Raw genomic sequence first — 23,262 nt, forward strand, 5'->3', positions numbered from 1 at the left:
GCAAGTCACCAATCGACAGGATGCGAGAGGTTAGCACTACAGTGAGCAATAACCAAGGTGCCTCCCTTTATCTCAAGAAAGCGAGGTGGGTCACTTTTCGGTATAAACTTTATGACATTGATAGTTAGAGCATTTAGGATGGATCAAGCTCTCATCTGATTAGAGTGTCCTACACTCAATTCAGGTATAAAACCCAATAACGCATGGATGTGTATATGTTTGGGCTATTTAATAAGGGATCCCTCCTCCCCCTGGTGGGCATTGATTTCGGTAGCCAGACCATCAAGGCCGTTACCCTCACTGGTCGTCCCGGCAAGCTGCATATTGAATCTGTTGCCGAGGTCGCCACCCCGAAAGGTACGCTGGTTGATTACCAGCTACAGGATATCGAGCGGGTCAGCCCATCTTTGAAAACCCTCAAGCGCCTTATCTCTGGCCACAGCGATTATGCCGCGACAGCGGTGACCGGCTCCAACGTGATCACCAAGGTCATCCAGATTGATGCTCGCCTTGGTGACAAGGAGCTGGAGAGTCAGGTGCAGCTGGAGGCCGAACAGATCATTCCCTTTCCCCTCGATGAAGTCAGCCTCGATTTTGAGGTGCTGGACACCAGCGCCAGTGAAGATCGTCAGGATGTCCTGCTGAGCGCAGCCCGTACTGAGAGCGTCAATGGCCGGGTCAGCGCTCTCGCTGAGGCTGGCATTGCCGTCAAGGTAGTGGATGTGGGAGCCCATGCCTTGGGGCGGGCCGTTGTGGCCTGTTTGCCCGAGTTGCAGGAGAGTGAGCGACCGATCGGGGTGATCGACATTGGCGCCAGTGCCATGACCTTCGCAGCCTTGGTCAAGGGAGAGGTGATCTACTCGCGCTTGCAGAATTTCGGCGGTGATCAATATAGCCAGGCGCTCTCCTCTTTTTATGGCATGACCCTCGATGAAGCTGAGCAAGCCAAGACCAAAGGCACCTTGCCTGTTGACCATGAGTTGGACGTGTTGATGCCACATATCAACTCGCTGTTGCAACAGGTGCGGCGCAATATCCAGCTGTTTTGTAGCTCGTCAGGTTATCGCGATATAGCCAAACTGGTGCTGACGGGGGGAGGCAGCTTGCTGCCTGGCTTGTTGGTACAGGTAAAAGAGGAAGCCAACTGCGAGGTGTTTCATCCGGATTTGTTCGCCCTGTTTGGCAAACCGAAAGGAGAGGTTGATCTGGTACATGGCGCTAAATATATGACGGCATTCGGGTTGGCTCTGAGGAGTTTTACACCATGTCAAATATAAACCTTCTCCCCTGGCGCGAGGCTCGTGCTCAGCGGCAAAAGAAACAGTTCGGTGCCCTGCTCGGGCTTTTCGTGTTGGTCACTGTCGCACTGAGCCTCTTTGCCAACTGGCTGGTCGAGCGTCAGATTGCCGCCCAGCAGCAGCGTAATCAGCGTCTGGTTCAGGAGATGACCATCCTGGATGCACAACTGGGAGAAATCCGCCTGCTTAAAGAACGTCGCAAGGAGCTGATCGATCGGATGCAACTCATCGAACATCTCCAAATGCGTCGAAATGTGCCCGTTCGTCTTTTCAACCAGCTGCCCTCTCTGGTACCCAATGGGGTTTACCTCAATACCCTCTCGTTGCAGAACAATATTATCGATGTCAACGGCAAGACAGAAGCTTATGGTCGAGTGGCCAGCATGATGCGTCGAATCGATGGTTCCGGCTGGCTGGGACAGTCGAAAATAAGCACCATTTTTGCAGCGGAGGTCGCGCCGGTATCGTTGAGTCAATTCTCGATGATGTTCCTGATTGCCAATAATACCGCTGCTGCCGGGGATATGGCCAAGGAGAGCAAATGAACCTTCAGCAACTCAACGAGCTTGATCTGAATGACATCGCGAGCTGGCCAAAATGGGCGAAAGCTGTCTTTATCCTGCTGTGCTGTGTGTTGACTGGTGGCGCTATTTATTACTACGTGATTGCCAATTCCTTAGGCAATCTGACCAAAGAGAGCGCCAGAGAGACGGAGCTTAAAGGCCAGTTTGAAAGCAAGGCGATGCTGGCAGCCAATTTGGGCGCCTACAAGGCACAAATGATCCAGCTCGAGCAACTGGTCGATACCCAGCTCAAGCAGTTGCCCAATACCCATGAGGTCGCCGGTTTGCTGGACGATATCAGTTTTATTGCCACCGATAATGGCTTGAAACTCAATCGCATCAACTGGGAACCTGAGGTCAAGCACGAGTTTTCTACCGAATTGCCCATGCGGATCGAGGTAGTAGGTAATTATCATCAGATCGGCAAGTTTACGGCAGATATGGCAGCCCTGCCTCGTATCGTCATACTCGACTCCTTTACCTTGAGTCAGAGCAAGGATGAGGGAGACCTGATTGCTATGTCGATGCTGGCCAAAACCTACAAGTACAACGGTAAAACAGTGGAGCAGAAACAATGAGACGCATCTGCTGGTTGTTACCTGCCCTCTTGCTGACGGCCTGTGGTGGTCAGGAGGAGATGGATTCCTATATTGCCGAAACAAAGGCAAGACCCCCTGTACCTATTGAACCCTTACCCCAGTTGAAGCCGTTTTCCCCCATGCACTATCAACAACGCGATCTGCGTAGTCCCTTCATGATGCCGCAACCAGAAGCAAGTGTCGGGCGCGCGAATAGTGCCCAGGTGAAGCCTGATTGCGCACAGGTTATGATGGACAGAGAAAAAGAGGTATTGGAAAACTACTCTCTCGCCAGCTTGTCAATGCACGGCTCCTTGGGAAAGGCCGGGCAGTTGTGGGCCCTGATCAGCACACCTGATGGAAAATCAATACGAGTCGGGCTCAACCAGTATATGGGGCTCGATCAGGGTAGAGTCATCAAGATTACTCCTACGGCAGTGGATTTACTGGAAACCATTCCGGACGGGAAGGGGTGCTGGGTAACAAGAGAAACCCAGTTGGCGATGGCCAATATGCAAGAAAAACAATAATCAGGGACGAACAGCAATGAGAACAACCATAGACAGTGTAACAAAAGTGGCTTTGCTGTTTTGCGCCAGTGCCTTTGGTCAGGCGTGGGCAGTGGCAACCTTGCAAGAGATAAAAGTTAATCCATTGCTGGCAGACCAGTTGCAACTGGAGCTCAGCTTCAGCGAGCCTGTGAGTGGCTTTACCGATCGTCTCTCCTATCAACCTAACCAGCTCCTGCTGCATGTCCCCGGTGCTGTGGGCGCACTCAAGGTGAACCCGCTGCCTATTCAGCGTCAGGGAGTAGACAACATCAAGGTGGAAGGGAAGGGAGCTGGCCTTGATATCAAGATTGCTCTCGATCAGCTGGCTCCCTATCAGGTGCAGCAACAGGGTAACAAATTGCTGGTTTCCCTTGGTGAAGGGACCTCATCAGCTCTGATTAATGGCGAAAGCGCCCTGATTGCACCAGCCGCAACGGCTTCCTCAGCCATGGTGGCCACTCCAGCTCCTTCGGCACTGCTCAATTCTCAGGTTGTTGCCAAGTCAATGCCTGTTGCACCGGTAACCCCTCCTGTTGCGACGCCTGCTGCCAGCAAACCACTGCTCGGCAGCTATCAAAACAGTGGCAGTGGAGCCTATTTCAACTCGGTGACCGGGGTGGATTTTCGTCGTGGCAAGGATGGTCAGGGGGAGTTTCTGGTCACACTTGACAACAGCTCGGCTGCCGTCGATGTGAGCAGCCGCGGTCAAACTGTGCTGGCCAAGTTTCATGGTACTCGCGTGCCTGATGGTTTGCTTAATCTGATCAATGTGCAGGATTTTGCGACACCGGTCTCTCAGGTTGAGGTGTCCCGGCAGGGCAACGATACCCTGTTTGAGCTGTCGGTTAATGGCCAGTTTGATTACCGTTACGATCAGGCTGATAAACTGTTCATTATCGAAGTGAAAAAACGCACGGCGGCATCTGCGTCTTCAAAGCAGTATCAGGGCAAGCCCATCTCATTGAACTTCCAGGATATCCCGGTTAGAACCGTGTTGCAGCTTATCGCTGACTTCAACAACCTCAATCTGGTTACTACCGATTCTGTGGCAGGCAATCTGACACTACGTCTGGATGGCGTGCCCTGGGAGCAGGCGCTCGACATCATTTTAAAAGTGCGCGGTCTGGATAAGCGGCTTGATAACAACATCCTGCTGGTTGCTCCGGCTGAAGAGATTGCGGCACGGGAGAAACAGCAGCTGGAGAGCCGGAATCAGGTGGCTGATTTGGCCCAGTTATATACCGAATATATGCAGATCAACTATGCAAAAGCATCCGAAGTGGCTGCTCTGCTCTCATCCGAGAGTACCAAGTTGCTATCGCCACGTGGCGCGGTGAGTGTGGATGAACGGACCAACGTGCTGGTTGTGAAGGATACGGCTGAGGTTATCAGCAGTATCAAGCGGATGCTGGATATTCTGGATATCCCGGTCAAGCAGGTGGTGATCGAAGCGCGTATGGTGACCATCGATGACGGTTTCGATGAAGCGCTCGGGGTTCGTTGGGGAGTGACCAAGAACGATGGTCACGGCAACAGCACTTCAGGCTCTATTGAAGGGAATGATTCGTCCGGTAATAACGACGGTAGTTCAACGATTACCAGACCTTCCGAGAAGCAGCGGATGAATGTCAACCTGCCGGTGACCAATGCTGCCGGTACCTTGGCATTCCAGGTTGCCCGTCTGGCCGATGGAACCCTGCTTGACCTTGAATTGTCTGCGCTGGAAAAAGAGAGCAAGGCCGAGATTATCGCCAGTCCGCGGGTGACCACTGCGAACCAGAAACCGGCGTTGATCGAACAGGGTACCGAGATCCCCTATGTGGAGTCCTCTTCCAGTGGTGCAACCTCGGTCACCTTCAAGAAGGCGGTACTGAGCTTGAAAGTCACGCCGCAGATCACCCCTGACAACCGGGTGATCCTCGACCTGACCGTGACCCAGGATACCAAGGGCGAAACCGTACCGACCGGTACCGGTGATGCAGTCTCCATCAACGCCCAGTCCATCACGACGCAGGTACTGGTTAACAATGGCGAGACACTGGTGCTGGGCGGCATCTATCAGCAGACTATCAAAAGCGATGTGACCAAGGTGCCCTTGCTGGGTGATATCCCCGGATTGGGCGCCCTGTTCCGCAAGACCACCAGCGAGAACAAAAAGCGTGAACTGCTTATTTTCGTGACCCCCAAGATAGTCACCGACGCCTTCTGAAGGCTTTACATGTGAAGGTAAAACACATATAACCTTACGCCCCAATGAGGCTGGGGCGTAAGGGCTGCGGTTGCCAGTCCCGATATCTATTGAGATAATCCCCCTCCTGATCCATCGCAAGATAAGGTTCATAGGTACCCCGATCAAGTATTTATCGGGGTCGTACAGTTTGTAATTACTAACGAAAAAACATGGCTGAGAAACGCAATATTTTCCTGATAGGTCCCATGGGTGCGGGCAAGAGCACCATAGGTAGACATCTGGCAGAACAACTGCATATGGAGTTTTTCGACTCAGATCATGAGATTGAGCGCCGCAGTGGTGCTGATATCGGCTGGGTGTTTGATGTTGAAGGCGAAGAGGGTTTCCGTATTCGCGAAGAGAAGGTGATCAGCGAATTGTCTGAGCAGCAGGGTATCGTGCTGGCAACCGGTGGTGGAGCCATCAAGAGCCGGGAGACCCGCAACAAGTTGTCTGCTCGTGGCATCGTGGTCTACCTCGAAACCACCATTGAAAAGCAGCTGGCGCGCACACAGCGAGACAAACGCCGCCCTCTGCTACAGACCGAAGAACCGGCACGCGAAGTGCTGGAACGTCTGGCACAAGAGCGCAATGCCCTGTATGAAGAGGTTGCCGACTTTGTTGTGCACACCGATGACCAGAGCGCAAAAATCGTTGCCAATCAAATTGTAAAGCTGATCGGTATGTAATCTAGAGGACGTCCATGGAACGGTTGAAGGTCGAACTGGGTGAACGCAGCTATCCCATCGAGATAGCTGCAGGGTTGTTGCAGCGCTCCGAGGCGCTGGTATCGACCATCAAGGGCAAGCGGGTGATGATAGTGACCAACACGGTCGTTGCTCCGCTTTATCTTGAACGGGTAACCGCTCTGCTGTCGGGTTTTCAGGTTGAACACCTGATCCTGCCTGACGGCGAGGCGTACAAGAACCTGGCGACTTTTGAGCAGATCATGTCTGCTCTGCTTGAAACCAACCATGGGCGCGATACGACGCTGATCGCTCTGGGGGGCGGCGTGATCGGGGATGTGGTGGGCTTTGCGGCAGCAAGCTATCAACGTGGCATTCCTTTTATCCAGATCCCGACCACTCTGCTCTCCCAGGTTGACTCCTCTGTTGGCGGTAAAACCGCGGTCAACCACCCCCTCGGCAAGAACATGATTGGGGCTTTTTATCAGCCCAAACAAGTTGTTATCGATACCGAATGTCTGAGTACCTTGCCAGCCCGCGAATTTGCCGCAGGGATGGCCGAGGTGATCAAGTACGGCATCATTTGGGATGCTGATTTCTTCAGTTGGCTGGAGCAGAACATGGTGCGTCTGCAACAGCTGGAACCTGCCGCGCTGGCCTACGCCATCAAACGTTGCTGCGAGATCAAAGCCGATGTGGTCGGTCAGGATGAGACCGAGCACGGCGTCCGTGCACTGCTCAATCTGGGCCACACCTTTGGTCATGCCATCGAGGCCGAGCAGGGGTATGGCAACTGGCTGCATGGTGAAGCGGTATCCGCCGGCACCATGCTGGCAGCCTGGACTGCGCAGGCCCGTGGCGATATGAGCGAAGCGGACGTTGCGCGAGTGCGCGCTCTGCTGCTGGCCGCCAATTTGCCCATTCATGCGCCTGCCGAGATGGATTTCGCCGCCTTTATTCGCCATATGCGCCGTGACAAGAAGGTGCTGGAAGGCAAGCTGCGTCTGGTGTTGCCGGTTGGCATCGGCCATGCGCAGGTGGTGGGGGATGTGTCCGATGCCGAGTTGCTGGCGGTGATCGAGTCTGGTCGTGACGAATAAACTGCTAAAACTTCCTTCCCAGCGGCAGCTGGTTGACCGGCTGCTGCATCTGATTGAATTCAATCACCCTTTCATTTTTCTCTCCGGTAAACCCGGTTGTGGTCGCGGTACCCTGTGCGAATCCCTGCTCGGCGTGTTGCCGGAAAAAGTGCGGGTGGTAAGCCTGATTGGTACGCCTGCCATGAAGATGGTGGATGTGCGCCAGCTGTTGCTGCCACAGGTGGTGGCGCGCCCGCTGTTCAATCCACAGGATGCGCTGGCGGAGAGCTTCTTTCGCATGCTGGAGGGGAGCAAGCCTGCCACCCTGTTGCTACTGATAGAACGGGCCGACCAGTTGCCGGCCGACCTGCTGGGAGAGTTGTGGGCGATCATCCGTCATAACGATACCCTGGCGGCGCCCCATCAGCTGGCCATTATCGTCTCGGGCAGTGACGTCTGGTGTCGTACCCAACGGCCGCAGCTCAAAGGGCGAGCCATGCCAGCCCTTGAGCTGGAAGTGCCGCCACTGAGCCCGCCGGAGCAGCGCATCTTCTTGTATGAAAAAGCCAAAGAGCTCAAGATCCCGGCGACCCTCTTGCCCAAGCCGCAAGTGGAGGAGATCCTGAAAACGGCGAACGGACATCCGTCCACCATCATGCAGTTACTGGAGGATATCATGACCGACAGAAGGCCCAAGAAGCGTCAGGCGGAGTTGCCTGTCAAGAAGATTGCCACCGCTATCGCGCTGGTCGCTGGCGGCCTGCTGGCGTTGAGCTACCTGCTGCCTGCGCTGTTTGACAATGAAAGCAAACCGGCGCTGCAGGATCCGGCGCAGAACACGGCATTGCCGATCCCGGTAGCGGGAGGCGATCCCCTCACCGCAGGCGGTTCGAATACCGATGCCGCTGCACAAGGCGCGCAAAACCGCGATGCAGCCAGCAATCCCAATGGGGTTGTGAAAGATTGGCAGCCGGAGGCGAAAGTGTTGCCCAAGTCGGTGGAGAGCGAAACCGTGACCACCGAATCAACCAATTACGAAGGGCGTCGGGTGGTGATCTCTGACGAGGTCGTGCAAAAGCTGATGACCGAACCCAAGGTGAGCGGCGCACTGCCTACTGACGTGGTGGACGAGCTGACCGGCAAGAACCCGAGTGGCACAGTCCCCAGTGGTGCAATCGCAACCACGGCGCCAGCCAGTACCTCCAAAGCACTGAATCCGGCGACAACCGCAACGCCTGCTGCTACCACCAAAACAGCCAGCAACGAGCCGGTTGCCGCGCCTGCCCCAAAGGTGGCCCTGACACCGGTCGCCACCTTGAACAAGAAGCCGCGCAACCACTACAGCGTTCAGCTAATGGGGGCGAGCAACACCAAGGCGGTGGATCAGTTTGTCGCCGAGCATGGTCTGGCGGGCAAGGTATGGGTCTATCAGACCAAATTCCGTGGCAGCCCCTGGTATGTGGTGCTGCAAGGGGATTATGCCGGTCTGACCCAAGCCAAGAGTGCCATTCGCAAGCTTCCGCCAGCCTTGCTGAAAGGTCAGCCCTGGCCCAAGTCGTTTGCACAGGTACAAAAAGAGCTGAAGCAATAGCCTTGATACCGGATAAGGGGGTAGAATCGTCCCCCTTTTTGGGTCTTGCCTTCTTACACACCGGATTTCCATGAAAAAAACACGCGCTTTTTTAAAATGGGCCGGGGGAAAATACTCCCTGGTTGAAGAGATTGCCGAGCGCCTGCCGGCCGGGCGTGTGTTGCTGGAGCCCTTCGTCGGGGCCGGGTCTGTGTTTCTCAACACCGACTACGACGCGTATGTGCTCAACGACATCAATCCGGATCTGATCTGCCTGTACAACCACCTCAAGCTGACGCCGGACAGTTTTATTGCCGAGGCGCGCAAGCTGTTTGTGGCAGAGCACAACCACAAGGCGGCCTATTATCGGCTGCGTACCCAGTTCAATCAGACCGAGACCACCTTCGAGCGGGCACTCTTGTTCCTGTTTCTCAACCGTCACGGTTTCAACGGACTGTGCCGCTACAACAAGAAGGGCGGCTTCAACGTGCCGTTCGGTTCCTACAAGAAGCCCTATTTCCCGGAAAAAGAGCTGTGGGCCTTTGCCGAAAAGGCGCAGAAGGCGACCTTTATCTGCGAGAGCTACGCCGACGCCATCAAGCGTGCCGAAGAGGATTGGGTTATCTATTGTGATCCACCCTATGCGCCGCTCTCCACTACGGCGAGCTTCACCACCTATGCCTCCGGCGGGTTTACCCTGGATGATCAGGCGATCCTGGCGCGACTGGCCCGTCACACAGCCGCTCACAAAGGGGTGCCGGTGCTGATCAGCAACCATGATATCGAGCTGACTCGTGAGCTTTATCGCGGTGCCCGCCTCGACGAGATCCTGGTCAAGCGCACCATCAGTCGCAACGGCGGCACCCGTAACAAGGTGGCCGAGTTGCTGGCGCTCTATCCCCCCGGAATCGAACCTGAGCAGGGTTACTATCCCAGCGACAGTGAACTGCTGCCGCTGACGTAACAGACCATGCGGCGCCCAGGGGCGCCGTTTTTTTATGGGCGCGCCTAGGCCCGTGCCGATGCCCCAAAATCTAGGTGGCTGGGGGAGGGGAGGCGATTGCCCCATTTACCCCGCATTCGAGTCGTTTTCGCCCGCCTTTTACGTTAAAATTGCGCCGCTTTTTCTCCCTGGCTGCCAATGGATGATGCTGATGAAAGACTTTCTGATTGCCCCCTCGATCCTCTCTGCCGATTTTGCCCGTCTGGGTGACGATGTAGCCAAGGTACTGGCTGCAGGTGCCGACGTGGTTCACTTCGACGTGATGGACAACCACTATGTCCCCAACCTGACCATTGGCCCCATGGTCTGTCAGGCGCTGCGTGACTACGGTATCGAGGCCCCCATCGACGTGCACCTGATGGTCAAGCCGGTGGATCGCATCATTCCCGATTTTGCCAAGGCCGGTGCTTCCCTCATCACCTTCCATCCGGAAGCGTCCGATCACGTTGATCGCTCTTTGGGCCTCATCAAGGAGATGGGCTGCCAGGCGGGTCTGGTTCTGAATCCTGCTACCTCGCTCTCCTGCCTCGAGTATGTGATGGACAAGCTGGATGTGATCCTGCTGATGTCGGTCAACCCGGGCTTCGGTGGCCAGAGCTTTATCCCCGGTACCCTCGACAAGCTGCGTCAGGTGCGTCGTCTGATCGACGAGAGCGGCCGCGATATCCGACTCGAGATCGATGGCGGGGTGAAGGTCGACAACATTCGCGAGATCGCCGAAGCGGGCGCCGACATGTTTGTCGCCGGCTCGGCCATTTTCAGCCAGCCTGACTACAAGGCGGTGATCGATAAGATGCGTGCGGAGCTGGCTCATGTCACACGCTGAGCGCGCATTTGATTTGGTGCTGTTCGATCTGGACGGCACCCTGATTGACAGCGCCGCCCAACTGGCGCTGGCGGTCAATCTGACTCTGGCTGATCTGGGTCTGGAACAAGCTGATGAAGCGGTTATCCGTACCTGGGTCGGCAATGGTGCCGACAAGCTGATCCAGCGGGCGCTCGCCTATCGCGAGGCCGATCCCGAGCTGTTTGCCAAGGCCAGACCGATCTTTTTCCAGCACTACAACGCCTGCCTGCTGCAAGGGCTGGCTATGTATGACGGGGTTGCCCAGAGTCTGCGTCGCCTGCAAACCCTGGGTTACAAGCAGGCGATCGTCACCAACAAGCCGAGTGATTTCGTGGCACCCATCCTCGATGCCCTTGGCATCAGCGATTGTTTCGAACTTTGGCTTGGCGGCAACTGCGTGCCAGTCAAGAAGCCGAGCCCGGAGCCATTGCTGCACGCTTGCCAGGAGTTGGGGGTGAGCCCGGCTCGCACTCTAATGGTGGGCGACTCCGAAAATGACGTGCTGGCGGCCAAGGCGGCCGGCATGAAGGTGGTGGGCCTGACCTACGGTTACAACTATGGCCGCCCCATTGCCGACTCCCATCCAGACTGGGTATTCGAGCAGTTTGCCCAGCTCGATGCACTTTTGGTCTAATAGCGCAGCTGGGCTGGCTGAATAACAAGGATTAACACTCTCATGACTAAACCAATCGTATTGAGCGGGGCGCAACCCTCCGGTCAACTGACCATCGGCAACTACATGGGGGCCCTGCGTCAGTGGGTCAACATGCAGGATGAGTTCGACTGCCTCTACTGCATCGTCGACCTGCACGCCATCACCACTCGTCAGGACCCGGCTGCCCTGCGCAAGGCTTGTCTGGACGCAGCCGCCCTCTATCTAGCGGTCGGTATCGATCCCAAGAAGAGCACTGTCTTCATCCAGTCTCACGTGCCGCAGCACGCCGAGCTGGGCTGGATCCTCAACTGCTATACCCAGATGGGTGAGTTGTCGCGCATGACCCAGTTCAAGGACAAGTCCGCCCGTTTCGAGAACAACGTCAACGTCGGCCTGTTCGGTTATCCGGTGCTGATGGCAGCCGATATCCTGCTCTATCAGGCCAATCAGGTGCCGGTCGGCAACGACCAGAAGCAGCATCTGGAGCTGACCCGCGACATCTGTACCCGTTTCAACAACCTCTATGGTGAAGTGTTCACCATGCCGGAGCCCTTCATTCCGACCGAAGGTGCGCGGGTGATGAGCCTGCAGGATCCGACCAAGAAGATGTCCAAGTCGGATGACAACGAGGCCAACTTCATCGGCCTGCTGGAAGATCCCAAGCAGATCGTCAAGAAGATCAAGCGTGCGGTGACTGACTCCGACGAGCCGGCGGTGGTGCGTTTCGACCCGGAAAACAAACCGGGTGTCTCCAACCTGCTGACCCTGATGTCCGGCGTGACTGGCCGCTCCATCCCCGAGCTGGAGCAGCACTTCGAAGGCAAGATGTATGGTCACCTCAAGACCGAGACCGCCGAAGCCGTGGTTGCGCTGCTGGAACCGATCCAGGCTCGTTTCCACGAGTTGCGTCAGGATGAGGCCCATCTGATTGCGATTCTTGCCGAAGGGGCACAAAAGGCGCGTGAAAGAGCTGAAAAAACCCTGACCAGCGTATATGATGTAGTCGGCTTCGTTCCTCGAGCCTGACATACTGGGAAGGTGTAGTAGAAGAGAGCTGGGTATTTGCCTGGCTTTCTTTATTTTCCCACGTTGTATTTTGTTTAATTCTTTATTTCAACCCGGGTTATATCCCCAAGAGTACGCATGTCTGTTCAACCAAATATTTCGATTGAAGAGCTGAGTGATAAAGGTCACTGGCTGCGCAAGTTCCGCAAGGCGAAAAACCTCAATACCCTGCAATTGATGGTCTCCAATGCCATCGATAAACATCACAAGACTGCTGCCATCGCTGCAGCCATCTATCTGGCCGAGTGTCAGCGTGAACGGGAAATGGAACAGGGTCGTTATCTCGATCGTTAATTCTCCACTGTTGGTTATCTCATGCTGTTGTTGATCGATAACTACGACTCTTTTACCTGGAATCTGGTGCAATATTTCGGCGCCCTGGGACAAGAGGTTGTGGTCAAGCGCAATGATGAACTGACGCTTGATGCCATAGCGCAGCTCTCCCCCCGTTTTCTGGTGATCTCTCCCGGTCCCTGTACGCCCAATGAGGCGGGGATCTCTCTCGATGCCATCAGCCACTTCGCCGGCAAGCTACCCATTCTTGGCGTCTGCCTTGGCCACCAGTCGCTGGCGCAGGCGTTTGGTGCCCGCGTGGTTCGCGCGCGTCAGGTGATGCATGGCAAGACCTCCCTGATTCGCCATCGCGGCGAAGGGGTATTCTACGGTCTAAAGGATCCCTTGCGGGTGACCCGTTATCACTCACTGGTGGTGGAGCGCGACACGCTGCCCGACTGCTTCGAGGTCACCGCCTGGAGCGAGCATGCCGATGGCTCGTTTGACGAAATCATGGGATTACGCCATAAGACACTTCCTGTCGAGGGTGTTCAGTTCCATCCGGAGAGTATTTTGAGCGAACAGGGCCATTTGCTGCTGGCCAATTTTCTGTCCTGTTCATAAAAATTTGTGATCACCTTCTCAAGTTTGAAAGAAGGTAAAAAATATTTCTCTGACACTTTATTCAGCCCCCTTCCAGCCCAAATTATCTCTTGCCAAGCCCCCCTGAGTCGTTATGCAATGCGGTTGCCTAAAATCTCAAGGTCAATCGAACATTGTTCCTCATAGGTCGTCTTGTTACAGACTTTTTACTTTATTTCTGTGATAATCCCGTCACGTTTACACGGATTTAACTTTTAGGCGGTGGATTATTCTGTCGCCGAATCTGAAGGAGAGCTATATGTCAGAGTTGTTGGCAGTGACACGTGAAGTGTTTGATGAAGTGATGGTTCCCAACTATGCGCCCGCCAAGATCATCCCGGTGCGTGGTGAAGGGTCACGTGTCTGGGATCAGGAGGGGCGCGAGTATGTCGACTTCGCCGGTGGTATCGCCGTTAACGGCCTGGGTCACTGTCATCCCAAGCTGGTCGAGGCTCTGAAAACCCAGGGCGAGAAGCTGTGGCACCTCTCCAACGTAATGACCAACGAACCGGCCCTGCGTCTGGCCAAGAAGCTGGTCGCGGCCACCTTTGCCGACAAGGTCTACTTTTGCAACTCCGGCGCCGAAGCGAATGAAGCTGCCCTCAAGTTGGCTCGCCGCTACGCCATCGAGAAGTTTGGCGAGCAGAAGACCCAGATCATCGCCTTCAATCAGGGCTTCCACGGTCGTACCTTCTTTACCGTCAGCGTCGGTGGCCAGGCTGCCTACTCCGATGGCTTCGGTCCCAAGCCCGGTGACATTACCCATGTTCCCTACAACGATCTGGCGGCACTAGCCGAGGTGATCTCCGACAACACCTGCGCCGTGGTGATGGAGCCGCTGCAAGGGGAGGGTGGCATTATTCGTCCTACCGACGAGTTTGCCAAAGGGGTGCGCGAGCTGTGCGACAAACACAATGCCCTGCTGGTGTATGACGAAGTGCAGTCAGGGGTCGGCCGGACCGGTGATCTCTATGCCTATATGGGGCTCGGCGTCACGCCGGACATCCTCACCAGCGCCAAGGCGCTGGGGGGCGGTTTCCCCATCGGCGCCATGCTGACCACCGACGAAATCGCTTCTTACCTGAAAGTGGGCACTCACGGCTCTACCTACGGCGGTAACCCGCTGGCCTGTGCGGTCGCCGAGGCAGTGATCGACGTGATCAATACTCCCGAGGTACTGGACGGGGTCAAGCGGCGCGAACAGCTGTTCCGCGATGGGCTTGAGGCGATCAACGCCAAATACCACTGCTTTAGCGAAGTGCGTGGCAAGGGGCTGCTGCTGGGTGCCGCTCTGAGCGAGGACTTCAAGGGGCGTTCCCGCGACTTCCTGCTGGCCTCTATCGATCAGGGGCTGATGGCACTGGTTGCCGGTACCAACGTGGTTCGTTTTGCCCCTTCACTGGTGATCCCGGAAGCGGACATCAAGGAAGGGTTGGCCCGCTTCGAGAAGGCGGTTGCCCAGGTGGTCAACGCCTGATTCCAAATTGAGGTGGGGAGCTCTCCCGGCAGGAGCCGGGCCCCCACCTGTCGTCAATGAAAGGGAGTTGTCATTTATGTTGGTTATCCGTCCCATCGAGCAAAAAGATTTTGCCGGGCTCAAGACCTGCGCCATCGAGTCCGGCACCGGCATGACCTCGTTGCCCGTCAACGATGAGTTGCTGCAGCGCAAGATCGATGCTTCTACCCAGACTTTTTCCGACAAGCCCGCCGGCAAGGGGGACTGCCTCTACTTCTTCGTGGCTGAGGATCTGGAGACCGGCGAGATGGTCGGCACCTGTGCCATCGATGCCGCGGTTGGCCTCTCCCAGCCGTTTTACAACTACCACATCGGCAAAGTGGTGCACTCTTCTCCCAAGCTCGGCATCTACAACGTCGTTGAAACCCTGACTCTCTCCAACGACTACACCGGCAACTCCGAGCTCTGCACCCTGTTCTTGCGCGAATGTGCCCGCGAAGGGCTCAACGGCCGCCTGCTCTCCAAGCACCGCTTTCTGTTTATGGCCGAGCACCCCGAGCTGTTTGACGAGACCGTCTTCGCCGAAATGCGCGGCGTCTCCGATGCCAACGGTCACAGCCCCTTCTACGAGTGGCTGCAAACCCACTTCTTCTCGATGGATTTTCCCACCGTCGACTATCTGACCGGCATCGGCAAGAAGCGTTTTATCGCCGAACTGATGCCCAAGTACCCCATCTACGTCAATTTGCTGAGCAAAGAGGCGCGGGCCGTTATCGGTCAGACCCACGAGAAGACTCGCCCGGCCATCAAGATGCTGCAGGACGAGGGCTTCGTGAACCGTGGCTACGTCGATATTTTCGATGCGGGCCCCACCGTCGAGTGCGACGTGAAGAATATCCGCAGCGTGCGCCGCAGCAAGAAACTGCGGGTGCTGGTGGGCGAGCCCATCGGTGGCAAGACCCACCTTATCTGCAACAGCCGTTTCGAGCATTACCGCGCCTGCTACGGCAATATCCGGGTCGATCTCGACAAGCACGAAGCCATCATCCCGCCCAAGATGGCGGCGGCACTCAAGGTACAGGATGGCGACATGGTGCGGGTGGTCGACCTCGACTGAGACAAACAGGACAAGCAAACCGATTATCAGGCAGGCAGCCGAGGCTGCCTGCCAGCGACAGGGAGTGAATGGATGAGCCAGTTAGTGCAATTTATCGACGGTCAGTGGCTTGCCGGTGAAGGCAAGCCGTTCGAGTCAACCGATCCGGCCAAGAACGAGGTGATCTGGCAGGGGGCTGCCGCCAGTGCGGCGCAAGGGGATGCTGCCGTCAAGGCCGCCCGTGCCGCCTTCTACAACTGGGCGGATATGAGCCTTGAAGATCGTCTGGCCATAGTGCGCCGTTATGCCGACCTGCTCGGCGAGCAGAAAGAGGCGCTGGCCCTGACCATCGCCCGCGAAACCGGCAAACCGTTGTGGGAGACCCGCACTGAAGTAGCCGCCATGCAGGGCAAGATTGCCATCTCCATTCGTGCCCACGACGAGCGCACCGGCACCGTTGAAAATGCCATGCCGGGCGCCAAAGCGTTTGTCCGTCACAAGCCCCACGGCGTGGTGGCTGTGTTCGGCCCCTACAACTTCCCGGGCCATCTGCCCAACGGCCATATAGTCCCGGCCCTGATCGCGGGTAACGCCGTGGTGTTCAAACCCTCCGAGCTGACCCCCATGGTGGCCGAGGCCATGGTCAAGGTGTGGCAGCAGGCCGGATTGCCCAAGGGGGTGCTCAATCTGGTGCAAGGGGAGGTCGAGACCGGCAAGGCGCTGGCGGGCAATCCCGATATCGACGGCCTCTTCTTTACCGGCTCCTCCCGCACCGGCCATTTCCTCCATCAACAGTTTGCCGGCCAGCCGGGCAAAATTCTGGCGCTGGAGATGGGCGGTAACAACCCGCTGATCGTGAAAGATGTGAGCGACATCGACGGCGCCGTCCATGCCATTGTCCAGTCGGCGTTCATCACTTCCGGTCAGCGCTGCACCTGCTCCCGTCGCCTGTTTGTCGAGCGCGGTGAGCGTGGCGATGCGCTGGTCAAACGACTGGTCGAGGTGGTAGGCAAGATCAAGGTCGGCCTCTACGACGCCGCCGAACAGCCGTTTATGGGGGCAATGATCAGCGAGAAAGCTGCGATTGGCATGGTCGAGGCACAAGCCAACCTGCAACAGCTGGGCGGCGAGAGCCTGCAGGTGCTTGAGCACCTGAAAGCGGGCACCGGCTTTGTCTCCCCGGGCATCATCGACGTGACCTCAGTGAGCGCGCTGCCGGACGAAGAGTACTTCGGCCCGCTACTGCAACTCATTCGTTACGATGATTTCGATGCCGCTATCGATCAGGGCAACGCTACCCGCTACGGCCTCTCGGCCGGTCTGCTGGGTGACAAGGAGGCGGACTGGAATCACTTCTTCAAGCGGATCCGCGCTGGCATCGTCAACTGGAACAAGCCCATCACCGGTGCCTCCAGTGCTGCGCCGTTTGGCGGTATCGGCGCTTCCGGCAACCACAGGGCGAGCGCCTACTACGCTGCTGACTACTGTGCTTATCCGGTTGCGTCGGTCGAAGACAGCAAGGCCGCTATGCCGGAGCAGCTCTCGCCGGGCCTCTTCTTCTAAACGGACAACTACAAGGGGCACCCATCGGGGCCCCGTTTCGTACCCGCAATCAAAGGAAAGATAGATGCAAAAGGATATCGACACTCTGTTCAGCCATCTGTGGGACAACTACATCAAGGTGACTCCGAGTGCCCTCAAGGTGCACACCCTGCTGGGTGGCGGCGAGCCCATCGTCAACGATCACGTGGCGTTTCGTACCTATAACCTGCCAAAGCTGGGGCTGGAGAAGCTGGCCGCCCACTTCCTGGCGCTCGGTTACGAGCAGAAGGGCGAGTACGTCTTCAAGGCCAAGAAGCTCTACGCCAAGCACTTTGAGCACAAAGATCCGGACGCTCCCAAGGTGTTTATCAGTGAGCTGAAGGTCGAAGAACTCTCCGCAGGCGCACAGGCCATTATCCATAAGCTGGCGGATCAGGTGCCCGATCATCTGACCGATACCCCGGCATTTCTCTACACCGGTGCCCCCTGGCAGGTCTCCTATGCCGATTATCAGACTCTGCTGGCGGAGAGTGAGTACGCGGCCTGGATGGCGGCATGGGGCTATCGTGCCAACCACTTCACGGTCAATATCAACAAGTTGAAGGATTTTGACACCATCCATCAGGTCAATGCGGCGCTCAAGACGGCGGGTTTCGTGCTCAACAGCGTGGGTGGCGAGGTGAAAGGGGACCCGCAGGTGATGCTGGAGCAATCCTCCACCATGGCCGACAAAGCAGAGGTGCCGTTCAGCGATGGGGTGCGTACCATCCCGAGCTGCTTCTACGAGTTTGCCCTGCGCTACCCGCAGCCTGATGGCGTGCTCTATCCGGGCTTTGTCGAAGCGTCCGCCGACAAAATTTTTGAATCCACCAATGCCATGTAACAACGGGTGTTGGCCAAAGTGCCACTGTTCATGATGTGACATGACGACAGCCCCATATCGGGGCTGTCGTCATTTGCATATCTGGGGGATATCTAGGGTGCGGGGTAGAGAGCACCCAGCACAGCCGGACGGCTGGCGCCGGTGACGGCGGGCAGGTTGCCGGGTTTGTGCTTGATAAAGCGCTCCGCCAGCCAGGCAAAGGCTGCGCCTTCCACCCAGTCGGGGGCAAGGCCCAGCTCGGCTGTGCTGGCGATGCGCCATGCAGGCAGCAGGCTGGCCAGCTCTTTCAGCAAGGGGGCATTATGGGCACCGCCGCCGCAGACAAACAGCTCGGCTTTCGGCTGGCTGGCACCGACTGATTCGGGCCGGGCGGGCAGTTGGTGGGCGATGCTGTGGCAGGTGAGCGCCTGCAGGGTGCGCTGCACATCCGCGGGGGCGTATGAAGTGCCTGCCAGCTCCCCATCGAGCCAATCGAGGGTGAACATCTCCCGTCCGGTGCTCTTGGGGGCGGGGGCGGCGAAGTAGGGGTGAGCCAGCAGCGTCTCCAGCAGGGCCGGGATGGGCTTGCCACTGGCGGCCCATTTGCCACCGGCGTCATAGCTGCCGCCGTGGTGCTGATGGCGGCGATACCAGCCATCGAGCAGAGTGTTGGCCGGGCCTGTATCAAAACCATATACCCCGCCCGGATTGCCCGGCAGCACCGAGATATTGGCGATGCCGCCGAGGTTCAGTACCACCCGCAGGGCGCCGGGCTTGGCAAACAGCGCCTGATGGAAGGCGGGCACCAGCGGCGCCCCCTGACCGCCGAGGGCCATATCCATGGTGCGAAAATCGGCGATAACGTCGATGCCGGTCTGGGCGGCCAGCAGGGCGGCGTTGCCGATCTGTAAGGTAAAGCTAAGCTGGGGGCGATGGCGGATGGTCTGGCCGTGGCTGCCGATGGCGCGAATATCTTTGGGCTCAAGCTTCGCCTTGGCCAGCAGCGCGTGGGTGGCGGCGGCAAACTCTCGCGCCACCAGATTATCGGCCACCCCCATGCGGTCGATTTCGTTGTCGCCCGGGGTGCAGAGGGCATGCAGCGTGCGGGCGGTCTCTTGCGGCCAGGGGTGACAAAGCGCCGCTTCGACCCGCAGTTCATCCCCGGCGATCATCACCAGCACGGCATCAATGCCGTCCATGCTGGTTCCCGACATCAGACCGATATAGCGTTCAGCCATATGTCTCCTTACATTGCTGCTTGAAAATGCGGTGTGCAGAGAGGGTAAAGAGGGGAGCGGCTTTCATCCCATGCCACATAGCGTGGTCTTTGACATCAGACCGATATAACGCTCAACCATGTTGCATCCTCAATGCGGACCGGAAAAAGAGTGAGAGAGACAGGATAGATAAGCCCTTGCTTCCGTGCCACATGCCGCTCCCGGTGTTCCATCTCATCTTATGCTCGAAAGTGGACTCATTTCAATCTGATTGCCTGGCGCGGGTTCAATAAAAGGGGCTGGCAGGGCTTTCACCCTGCCAGCCCTGATGGCTTAGTTGCCGCGACTATCCCGCTTGTTTTGGGCCAGCTGCAGCTCGGGGTTGTCGAGCTTGGCCAGTTGTGGCATCGCCAGCTTTTTGAAGTTGGCCAGCTCGCGTCCACTCAGGGTCTCTGCCTGTGGCAGGGTGAGGGTGCGCGGGTTCTTGTGAATGCCGCCCACCACGAATTCGTAGTGCAGGTGCGGGCCGGTGACGCGGCCGGTGCCACCCAGAGTGCCGATGGTCTGGCCCTGCTTCACCCGCTGTCCCTTGTTGACGGTGCGCTTGGAGAGGTGCAGGTACTTGGTCACATAGTTGCCGGCATGCTTGATAAAGACGTAGTTGCCGTTGAACTGGTTGTAACCGGCGGCCACCACGCTGCCGGAGCCCGCTGCCATGATGGGGGTGCCCACCGGCGCCACATAGTCGATGCCGTTGTGGGGGCGGATCTTGCCGGTCACCGGATGGAGGCGGCGCGGGTTGAAGTTGGAGCTGATGTATTTGAAGTTGACCGGCGCACGCAGGAAGCTCTTGCGCATCGCTTTGCCTTCCGGGGTGTAGTAGTTGCCATCTTCATTGAGCACGGCGCGGTAGGCGGTGCCCTGGTTGACGAACTCTGCCGCCAGAATATCGCCGGAGGCGACCCGCTCGTCGTCGCGGAATTTGTCTTCATAGACCACCCGGAAGCTGTCCCCCGGCTGCAAGTCCTGGGCAAAGTCGATGTCCCAGCCGAAGATGGCGGCCAAGTCCATGATCTGATCTTCGGTCATTCCCGCATCCACCGCGGCGCCCCAGAAGCTGGAGCGGATCTCCCCTTTGCTCACCTGTTCGCGGGTGTCGAGGGCGATCTTGACGTTGCGGGCGACAAAGGTCTCCTCCTTGCGGCTCACCTTGAGCGCCTGCTCCAGACTGTGGGGGTAATAGAGGCTGTGCAGCTCGCCGTTCTCGGTGAGCTTGAAGGTGAGCTCCTGCCCAGGTTGCAGCATCCGCAGGGGATCGCTGCCCTCGAGCTGGTCGATCAGGTGCAGATCCGTGGTGCTCAGGCCAATGCGCTGGAAGATGACTCCCATGTTGTCGCCACGGCGTACCTTCACCTGCTTGGTGATATAGCGCGGTTTGGACGGGGTGGCCGGTTGCACGGCATCTGCGGTGATATCGTCCTGGGCCAGATTGTCGTCGCTGTTCTCTTCTTGTTGCTGTCGCAGGGCAATCTCGTTGCCGTTTTCATCGACCCGTGTTGCTACTGCCTGTTCGCTGGGCCAGGCCGCCAGCATCATGATCATGATGCTCAAGATCAGCACCATCTTGCGGTGCCAGTGGGGGAGTGCGTTGAAGGCGTGCCAAATAACCATGAGAAGCAGATGAAGTCGGGCAGAATGGACGGATTTTACAGCCTTTCCAATTGGCCCGCCATTCCAGTAATATGTTTGGCCCTGTGGAATCGTGATGGAGAGTCAAAAAATGTCCCAGCTCGAGGTGGCGCTAGCCGAGATCAAGCGCGGAGCGGAAGAAATTCTGGTTGAAGAAGAACTTGTCGCCAAGTTGAAGGAAGGGCGCCCGCTGCGCATCAAGTTGGGCATGGACCCAACCGCCCCCGACATTCACCTGGGTCATACCGTGATCCTCAACAAGCTGAAGACCTTCCAGGATCTGGGCCATGAAGTGATCCTGCTGATCGGTGACTTCACTGCCATGGTGGGTGACCCCTCCGGCAAGAACGCCACCCGTCCGCCGCTCTCCGAAGAGGCCATCAAGCACAACGCCCTCACCTATGCCGAGCAGGCGTTCAAGATCCTCGACCCGGCCAAGACCCGCATCGAGTACAACTCGACCTGGCTGAGCGAGCTGGGTGCGACCGGCATGATCAAGCTGGCGGCCAAGCAGACCGTGGCCCGCATGATGGAGCGCGACGACTTCAAAAAGCGCTACACCGGCGGCCAATCCATCGCGATTCACGAATTCCTCTATCCGCTGCTGCAAGGCTATGACTCGGTCGCGCTGAAGGCGGACGTTGAGCTGGGTGGTACCGACCAGAAGTTCAACCTGCTGATGGGCCGCGAGCTGCAAAAAGATGCCGGCATGGCGACCCAGTGCGTGCTGATGATGCCGCTGCTGGTGGGTCTGGATGGCGTCAAGAAGATGTCCAAATCCGCAGGCAACTACATCGGCGTTCACGACGCTCCGGGCGAGATGTTCGGCAAGATCATGTCCATCACCGACGATCTGATGTGGAACTACTACGAGCTGCTCTCCTTCCGTCCGCTGGCCGAAATTGAAGAGTTCAAGGCAGGCATCGCTGCCGGTACTCTCAACCCGCGCGACGTGAAGATCTGGCTGGCCAAAGAGATCATCGCCCGTTATCACGACGAAGCGGCGGCCGAAGCGGCCCACGAAGATTTCACCCAGCGTTTCTCCAAGAACGCCATTCCGGACGAAATGCCGGAAGTCGAGCTGGCTCTGGAAGGCGAAGGTCTGGCCATTGCCAACCTGCTGAAAGAGGCCGATCTGGTGGCCACCACCTCCGAAGCGCTGCGGATGATCAAGCAGGGTGCGGTCAAGGTTGATGGCGAGAAGCTGGAAGATGGCAAGGCACTCATCGGTGCCGGTACCGCCGTCTATCAGGTCGGCAAGCGCAAGTTTGCCCGCGTGACTGTCAAATAAGCAGTACCGTCAAATAAGCCGTCGCATCAGGCAAGCTGGCCATCAAACCGGTTCAAGCTTGTTCAACAGGGCCTCCTTCTGGAGGCCTTGTTGTATCTGGGCGGCACGGATCTGGGCGATAAAGTGCCGCAGCACGGCACTGCTTGGGTGTGGCCGTGTTGCCAGACTGATGCTGGTCATCATGCCGTTGCCCTCAATGGGGTGATAACTGACCCCGAGCGGGCGCAGCGCCGCCACCGAGCTGGGCACCAGAGTCACGCCAAAGCCCGCCTGCACCATGCCGACGGTAGAGATCACCTGCGGGCATTCGGGCCCCAATATAGGCTCGAACCCCGCCTCCCGGCAGAGACCCACGATGCCGTCATAGAGCCCGGGCCCGATGGCGTGGGGAAACAGAATAAAACTCTCGTCCTTCAGGCTGGCCAGTGGCAAGGGGCCCGGCTTGGCCTTGGGATGGCTGGTCGGCAGGGCGATCAGCAGCGGCTCCTGCTCGATAAGGTGGTGGGCAAAGCCCTCGCTACCGCGGCAGGGGAGCCGCAAGATGGCCGCATCCAGCCGATCGTTGCGTAGCGCCTCCACCAATGCCGGCATGGTGCCCTCCTGCGGGCTGAGGGCCACCTCGGGGTAGCGCTCCCGATAGTCGTGCAGCAGGGTCAGCACCGCGGGGTGGAGCACGGTGGACCCGGCAAAGCCGATCCGCAGTGCCCCCTGCTCGCCCCGGGCAATCCGCTTTACCTTCAGTTTTGCCGCATCGGCCAGCGCCAGGATCTGCGCCGCATCCCGATAGAGGCTCTCGCCCGCCTCGGTCAGCTCGACACTGCGGGTCAAACGGCGCAGCAGCGGGGTGCCCAGGGTCTCCTCCAGCTTGCGGATCTGCTGGCTCAGCGGCGGCTGGGCCATGTTGAGTGATTCGGCTGCGCGGGTGAAATTCTGCTTTTCAACAACGGCCATGAAGTAGCGGAGCGTACGAAGTTCCATATCGATTGAGTCTCAAAGTCATGGGATCAGCGTATTGGTGTTGAAATGTGAACCAAGTCACCATTGGATCCGAACGCTAACAGGATTCACG

At 57.6% G+C, this 23,262-nt stretch carries 22 protein-coding genes; 19 read left to right on the top strand and 3 right to left on the bottom strand.

Going from position 1 to position 23,262, the window contains the following annotated elements; all coding sequences use genetic code 11:
* Window positions 1–215 precede the first annotated feature (215 nt).
* The 18 genes from tapM to G5195_RS06625 all read left to right on the top strand — a co-directional run bounded on the left by tapM (window position 216) and on the right by G5195_RS06625 (window position 18,017).
* A complete protein-coding gene (gene tapM, locus G5195_RS06540; RefSeq protein WP_302055918.1) occupies window positions 216–1,277 on the top strand; it encodes a PilM family type IVa pilus assembly protein TapM in 1,062 nt (353 codons plus the stop codon).
* The gene (gene tapN / locus G5195_RS06545) at window positions 1,265–1,843 is read left to right on the top strand and encodes a PilN family type IV pilus biogenesis protein TapN (protein WP_216953058.1); all 579 of its coding nucleotides are present in this window, start codon (window positions 1,265–1,267) and stop codon (window positions 1,841–1,843) included. Before tapM ends, tapN begins: the two co-directional genes overlap by 13 nt.
* Entirely contained in the window at window positions 1,840–2,439 is a 600-nt protein-coding gene (gene tapO, locus G5195_RS06550; protein ID WP_216953059.1) for a PilO family type IV pilus biogenesis protein TapO, read from the top strand. The genes tapN and tapO overlap by 4 nt, the downstream gene beginning before the upstream one ends.
* Entirely contained in the window at window positions 2,436–2,969 is a 534-nt protein-coding gene (locus G5195_RS06555; protein WP_216953060.1) for a pilus assembly protein PilP, read from the top strand. The genes tapO and G5195_RS06555 overlap by 4 nt, the downstream gene beginning before the upstream one ends.
* Before the next feature lie 16 nt (window positions 2,970–2,985).
* Entirely contained in the window at window positions 2,986–5,199 is a 2,214-nt protein-coding gene (locus G5195_RS06560; RefSeq protein ID WP_421235964.1) for a type IV pilus secretin PilQ, read from the top strand.
* Between the two features lie 191 nt (window positions 5,200–5,390).
* A complete protein-coding gene (gene aroK, locus G5195_RS06565; RefSeq protein WP_266134309.1) occupies window positions 5,391–5,909 on the top strand; it encodes a shikimate kinase AroK in 519 nt (172 codons plus the stop codon).
* A gap of 14 nt (window positions 5,910–5,923) precedes the next feature.
* A complete protein-coding gene (gene aroB, locus G5195_RS06570) occupies window positions 5,924–7,006 on the top strand; it encodes a 3-dehydroquinate synthase (protein WP_421235965.1) in 1,083 nt (360 codons plus the stop codon).
* Window positions 6,996–8,576, top strand: coding sequence for an SPOR domain-containing protein (locus G5195_RS06575; RefSeq protein ID WP_421235966.1), 1,581 nt, complete (start codon window positions 6,996–6,998; stop codon window positions 8,574–8,576). Before aroB ends, G5195_RS06575 begins: the two co-directional genes overlap by 11 nt.
* A gap of 70 nt (window positions 8,577–8,646) precedes the next feature.
* Window positions 8,647–9,519, top strand: a complete 873-nt coding sequence (locus G5195_RS06580; protein WP_005335008.1) for a Dam family site-specific DNA-(adenine-N6)-methyltransferase — start codon at window positions 8,647–8,649, stop codon at window positions 9,517–9,519.
* Window positions 9,520–9,709: 190 nt separating this feature from the next.
* A complete protein-coding gene (rpe, locus tag G5195_RS06585) occupies window positions 9,710–10,384 on the top strand; it encodes a ribulose-phosphate 3-epimerase (RefSeq protein ID WP_005335006.1) in 675 nt (224 codons plus the stop codon).
* Window positions 10,371–11,039: a phosphoglycolate phosphatase gene (locus tag G5195_RS06590; protein WP_005353990.1), complete on the top strand. Its 669-nt coding sequence runs from the start codon at window positions 10,371–10,373 to the stop codon at window positions 11,037–11,039. Before rpe ends, G5195_RS06590 begins: the two co-directional genes overlap by 14 nt.
* Before the next feature lie 42 nt (window positions 11,040–11,081).
* The gene (gene trpS / locus G5195_RS06595) at window positions 11,082–12,086 is read left to right on the top strand and encodes a tryptophan--tRNA ligase (protein WP_005362251.1); all 1,005 of its coding nucleotides are present in this window, start codon (window positions 11,082–11,084) and stop codon (window positions 12,084–12,086) included.
* A 117-nt stretch (window positions 12,087–12,203) separates the two neighbouring features.
* Entirely contained in the window at window positions 12,204–12,419 is a 216-nt protein-coding gene (locus G5195_RS06600; protein ID WP_216953064.1) for a hypothetical protein, read from the top strand.
* 21 nt (window positions 12,420–12,440) lie between these two features.
* A complete protein-coding gene (locus G5195_RS06605) occupies window positions 12,441–13,022 on the top strand; it encodes an aminodeoxychorismate synthase component II (protein ID WP_216953065.1) in 582 nt (193 codons plus the stop codon).
* A 277-nt stretch (window positions 13,023–13,299) separates the two neighbouring features.
* Window positions 13,300–14,517, top strand: a complete 1,218-nt coding sequence (locus tag G5195_RS06610; protein WP_216953066.1) for an aspartate aminotransferase family protein — start codon at window positions 13,300–13,302, stop codon at window positions 14,515–14,517.
* 76 nt (window positions 14,518–14,593) lie between these two features.
* Window positions 14,594–15,613: an arginine N-succinyltransferase gene (astA, locus tag G5195_RS06615; protein WP_005334994.1), complete on the top strand. Its 1,020-nt coding sequence runs from the start codon at window positions 14,594–14,596 to the stop codon at window positions 15,611–15,613.
* Window positions 15,614–15,685: 72 nt separating this feature from the next.
* Window positions 15,686–17,155: a succinylglutamate-semialdehyde dehydrogenase gene (gene astD / locus G5195_RS06620; RefSeq protein WP_216953067.1), complete on the top strand. Its 1,470-nt coding sequence runs from the start codon at window positions 15,686–15,688 to the stop codon at window positions 17,153–17,155.
* 64 nt (window positions 17,156–17,219) lie between these two features.
* On the top strand, window positions 17,220–18,017 hold the full coding sequence (locus G5195_RS06625; protein WP_216953068.1) for a DUF1338 domain-containing protein: 798 nt from the start codon (window positions 17,220–17,222) through the stop codon (window positions 18,015–18,017).
* Between the two features lie 92 nt (window positions 18,018–18,109).
* Here the strand turns inward: G5195_RS06625 and G5195_RS06630 are convergent, their stop codons facing one another.
* Window positions 18,110–19,234, bottom strand: coding sequence for an anhydro-N-acetylmuramic acid kinase (locus G5195_RS06630; protein WP_421235967.1), 1,125 nt, complete (start codon window positions 19,232–19,234; stop codon window positions 18,110–18,112).
* Window positions 19,235–19,546: 312 nt separating this feature from the next.
* On the bottom strand, window positions 19,547–20,884 hold the full coding sequence (locus tag G5195_RS06635) for a peptidoglycan DD-metalloendopeptidase family protein (RefSeq protein WP_421222930.1): 1,338 nt from the start codon (window positions 20,882–20,884) through the stop codon (window positions 19,547–19,549).
* 109 nt (window positions 20,885–20,993) lie between these two features.
* Here G5195_RS06635 and tyrS point away from each other — a divergent pair, with 109 nt between their 5' ends.
* Window positions 20,994–22,193 carry a tyrosine--tRNA ligase gene (gene tyrS / locus G5195_RS06640; protein WP_019445249.1) on the top strand — a complete coding sequence of 400 codons (1,200 nt, stop codon included), beginning with the start codon at window positions 20,994–20,996 and terminating at the stop codon, window positions 22,191–22,193.
* A gap of 42 nt (window positions 22,194–22,235) precedes the next feature.
* Here tyrS and G5195_RS06645 read toward each other — a convergent pair whose 3' ends face one another.
* Window positions 22,236–23,171 (bottom strand): LysR family transcriptional regulator, encoded by a 936-nt coding sequence (locus tag G5195_RS06645; protein ID WP_421205194.1) that lies wholly within the window; start codon window positions 23,169–23,171, stop codon window positions 22,236–22,238.
* Window positions 23,172–23,262 lie beyond the last annotated feature (91 nt).

The organism is Aeromonas sp. 601039, assembly GCF_049174415.1.
GTDB classification, from domain to species: domain Bacteria; phylum Pseudomonadota; class Gammaproteobacteria; order Enterobacterales; family Aeromonadaceae; genus Aeromonas; species Aeromonas veronii_A.

Bases quoted from the DNA above. Each gene is read 5' to 3' on its own strand.
- tapM (WP_302055918.1), top strand. From the start codon at position 216: ATGTTTGGGCTATTTAATAAGGGATCCCTCCTCCCCCTGGTGGGCATT.
- tapN (WP_216953058.1), top strand. From the start codon at position 1,265: ATGTCAAATATAAACCTTCTCCCCTGGCGCGAGGCTCGTGCTCAGCGG.
- tapO (WP_216953059.1), top strand. From the start codon at position 1,840: ATGAACCTTCAGCAACTCAACGAGCTTGATCTGAATGACATCGCGAGC.
- G5195_RS06555 (WP_216953060.1), top strand. From the start codon at position 2,436: ATGAGACGCATCTGCTGGTTGTTACCTGCCCTCTTGCTGACGGCCTGT.
- G5195_RS06560 (WP_421235964.1), top strand. From the start codon at position 2,986: ATGAGAACAACCATAGACAGTGTAACAAAAGTGGCTTTGCTGTTTTGC.
- aroK (WP_266134309.1), top strand. From the start codon at position 5,391: ATGGCTGAGAAACGCAATATTTTCCTGATAGGTCCCATGGGTGCGGGC.
- aroB (WP_421235965.1), top strand. From the start codon at position 5,924: ATGGAACGGTTGAAGGTCGAACTGGGTGAACGCAGCTATCCCATCGAG.
- G5195_RS06580 (WP_005335008.1), top strand. From the start codon at position 8,647: ATGAAAAAAACACGCGCTTTTTTAAAATGGGCCGGGGGAAAATACTCC.
- rpe (WP_005335006.1), top strand. From the start codon at position 9,710: ATGAAAGACTTTCTGATTGCCCCCTCGATCCTCTCTGCCGATTTTGCC.
- G5195_RS06590 (WP_005353990.1), top strand. From the start codon at position 10,371: ATGTCACACGCTGAGCGCGCATTTGATTTGGTGCTGTTCGATCTGGAC.
- trpS (WP_005362251.1), top strand. From the start codon at position 11,082: ATGACTAAACCAATCGTATTGAGCGGGGCGCAACCCTCCGGTCAACTG.
- G5195_RS06600 (WP_216953064.1), top strand. From the start codon at position 12,204: ATGTCTGTTCAACCAAATATTTCGATTGAAGAGCTGAGTGATAAAGGT.
- G5195_RS06605 (WP_216953065.1), top strand. From the start codon at position 12,441: ATGCTGTTGTTGATCGATAACTACGACTCTTTTACCTGGAATCTGGTG.
- G5195_RS06610 (WP_216953066.1), top strand. From the start codon at position 13,300: ATGTCAGAGTTGTTGGCAGTGACACGTGAAGTGTTTGATGAAGTGATG.
- astA (WP_005334994.1), top strand. From the start codon at position 14,594: ATGTTGGTTATCCGTCCCATCGAGCAAAAAGATTTTGCCGGGCTCAAG.
- astD (WP_216953067.1), top strand. From the start codon at position 15,686: ATGAGCCAGTTAGTGCAATTTATCGACGGTCAGTGGCTTGCCGGTGAA.
- G5195_RS06625 (WP_216953068.1), top strand. From the start codon at position 17,220: ATGCAAAAGGATATCGACACTCTGTTCAGCCATCTGTGGGACAACTAC.
- G5195_RS06630 (WP_421235967.1), bottom strand. From the start codon at position 19,234: ATGGCTGAACGCTATATCGGTCTGATGTCGGGAACCAGCATGGACGGC.
- G5195_RS06635 (WP_421222930.1), bottom strand. From the start codon at position 20,884: ATGGTTATTTGGCACGCCTTCAACGCACTCCCCCACTGGCACCGCAAG.
- tyrS (WP_019445249.1), top strand. From the start codon at position 20,994: ATGTCCCAGCTCGAGGTGGCGCTAGCCGAGATCAAGCGCGGAGCGGAA.
- G5195_RS06645 (WP_421205194.1), bottom strand. From the start codon at position 23,171: ATGGAACTTCGTACGCTCCGCTACTTCATGGCCGTTGTTGAAAAGCAG.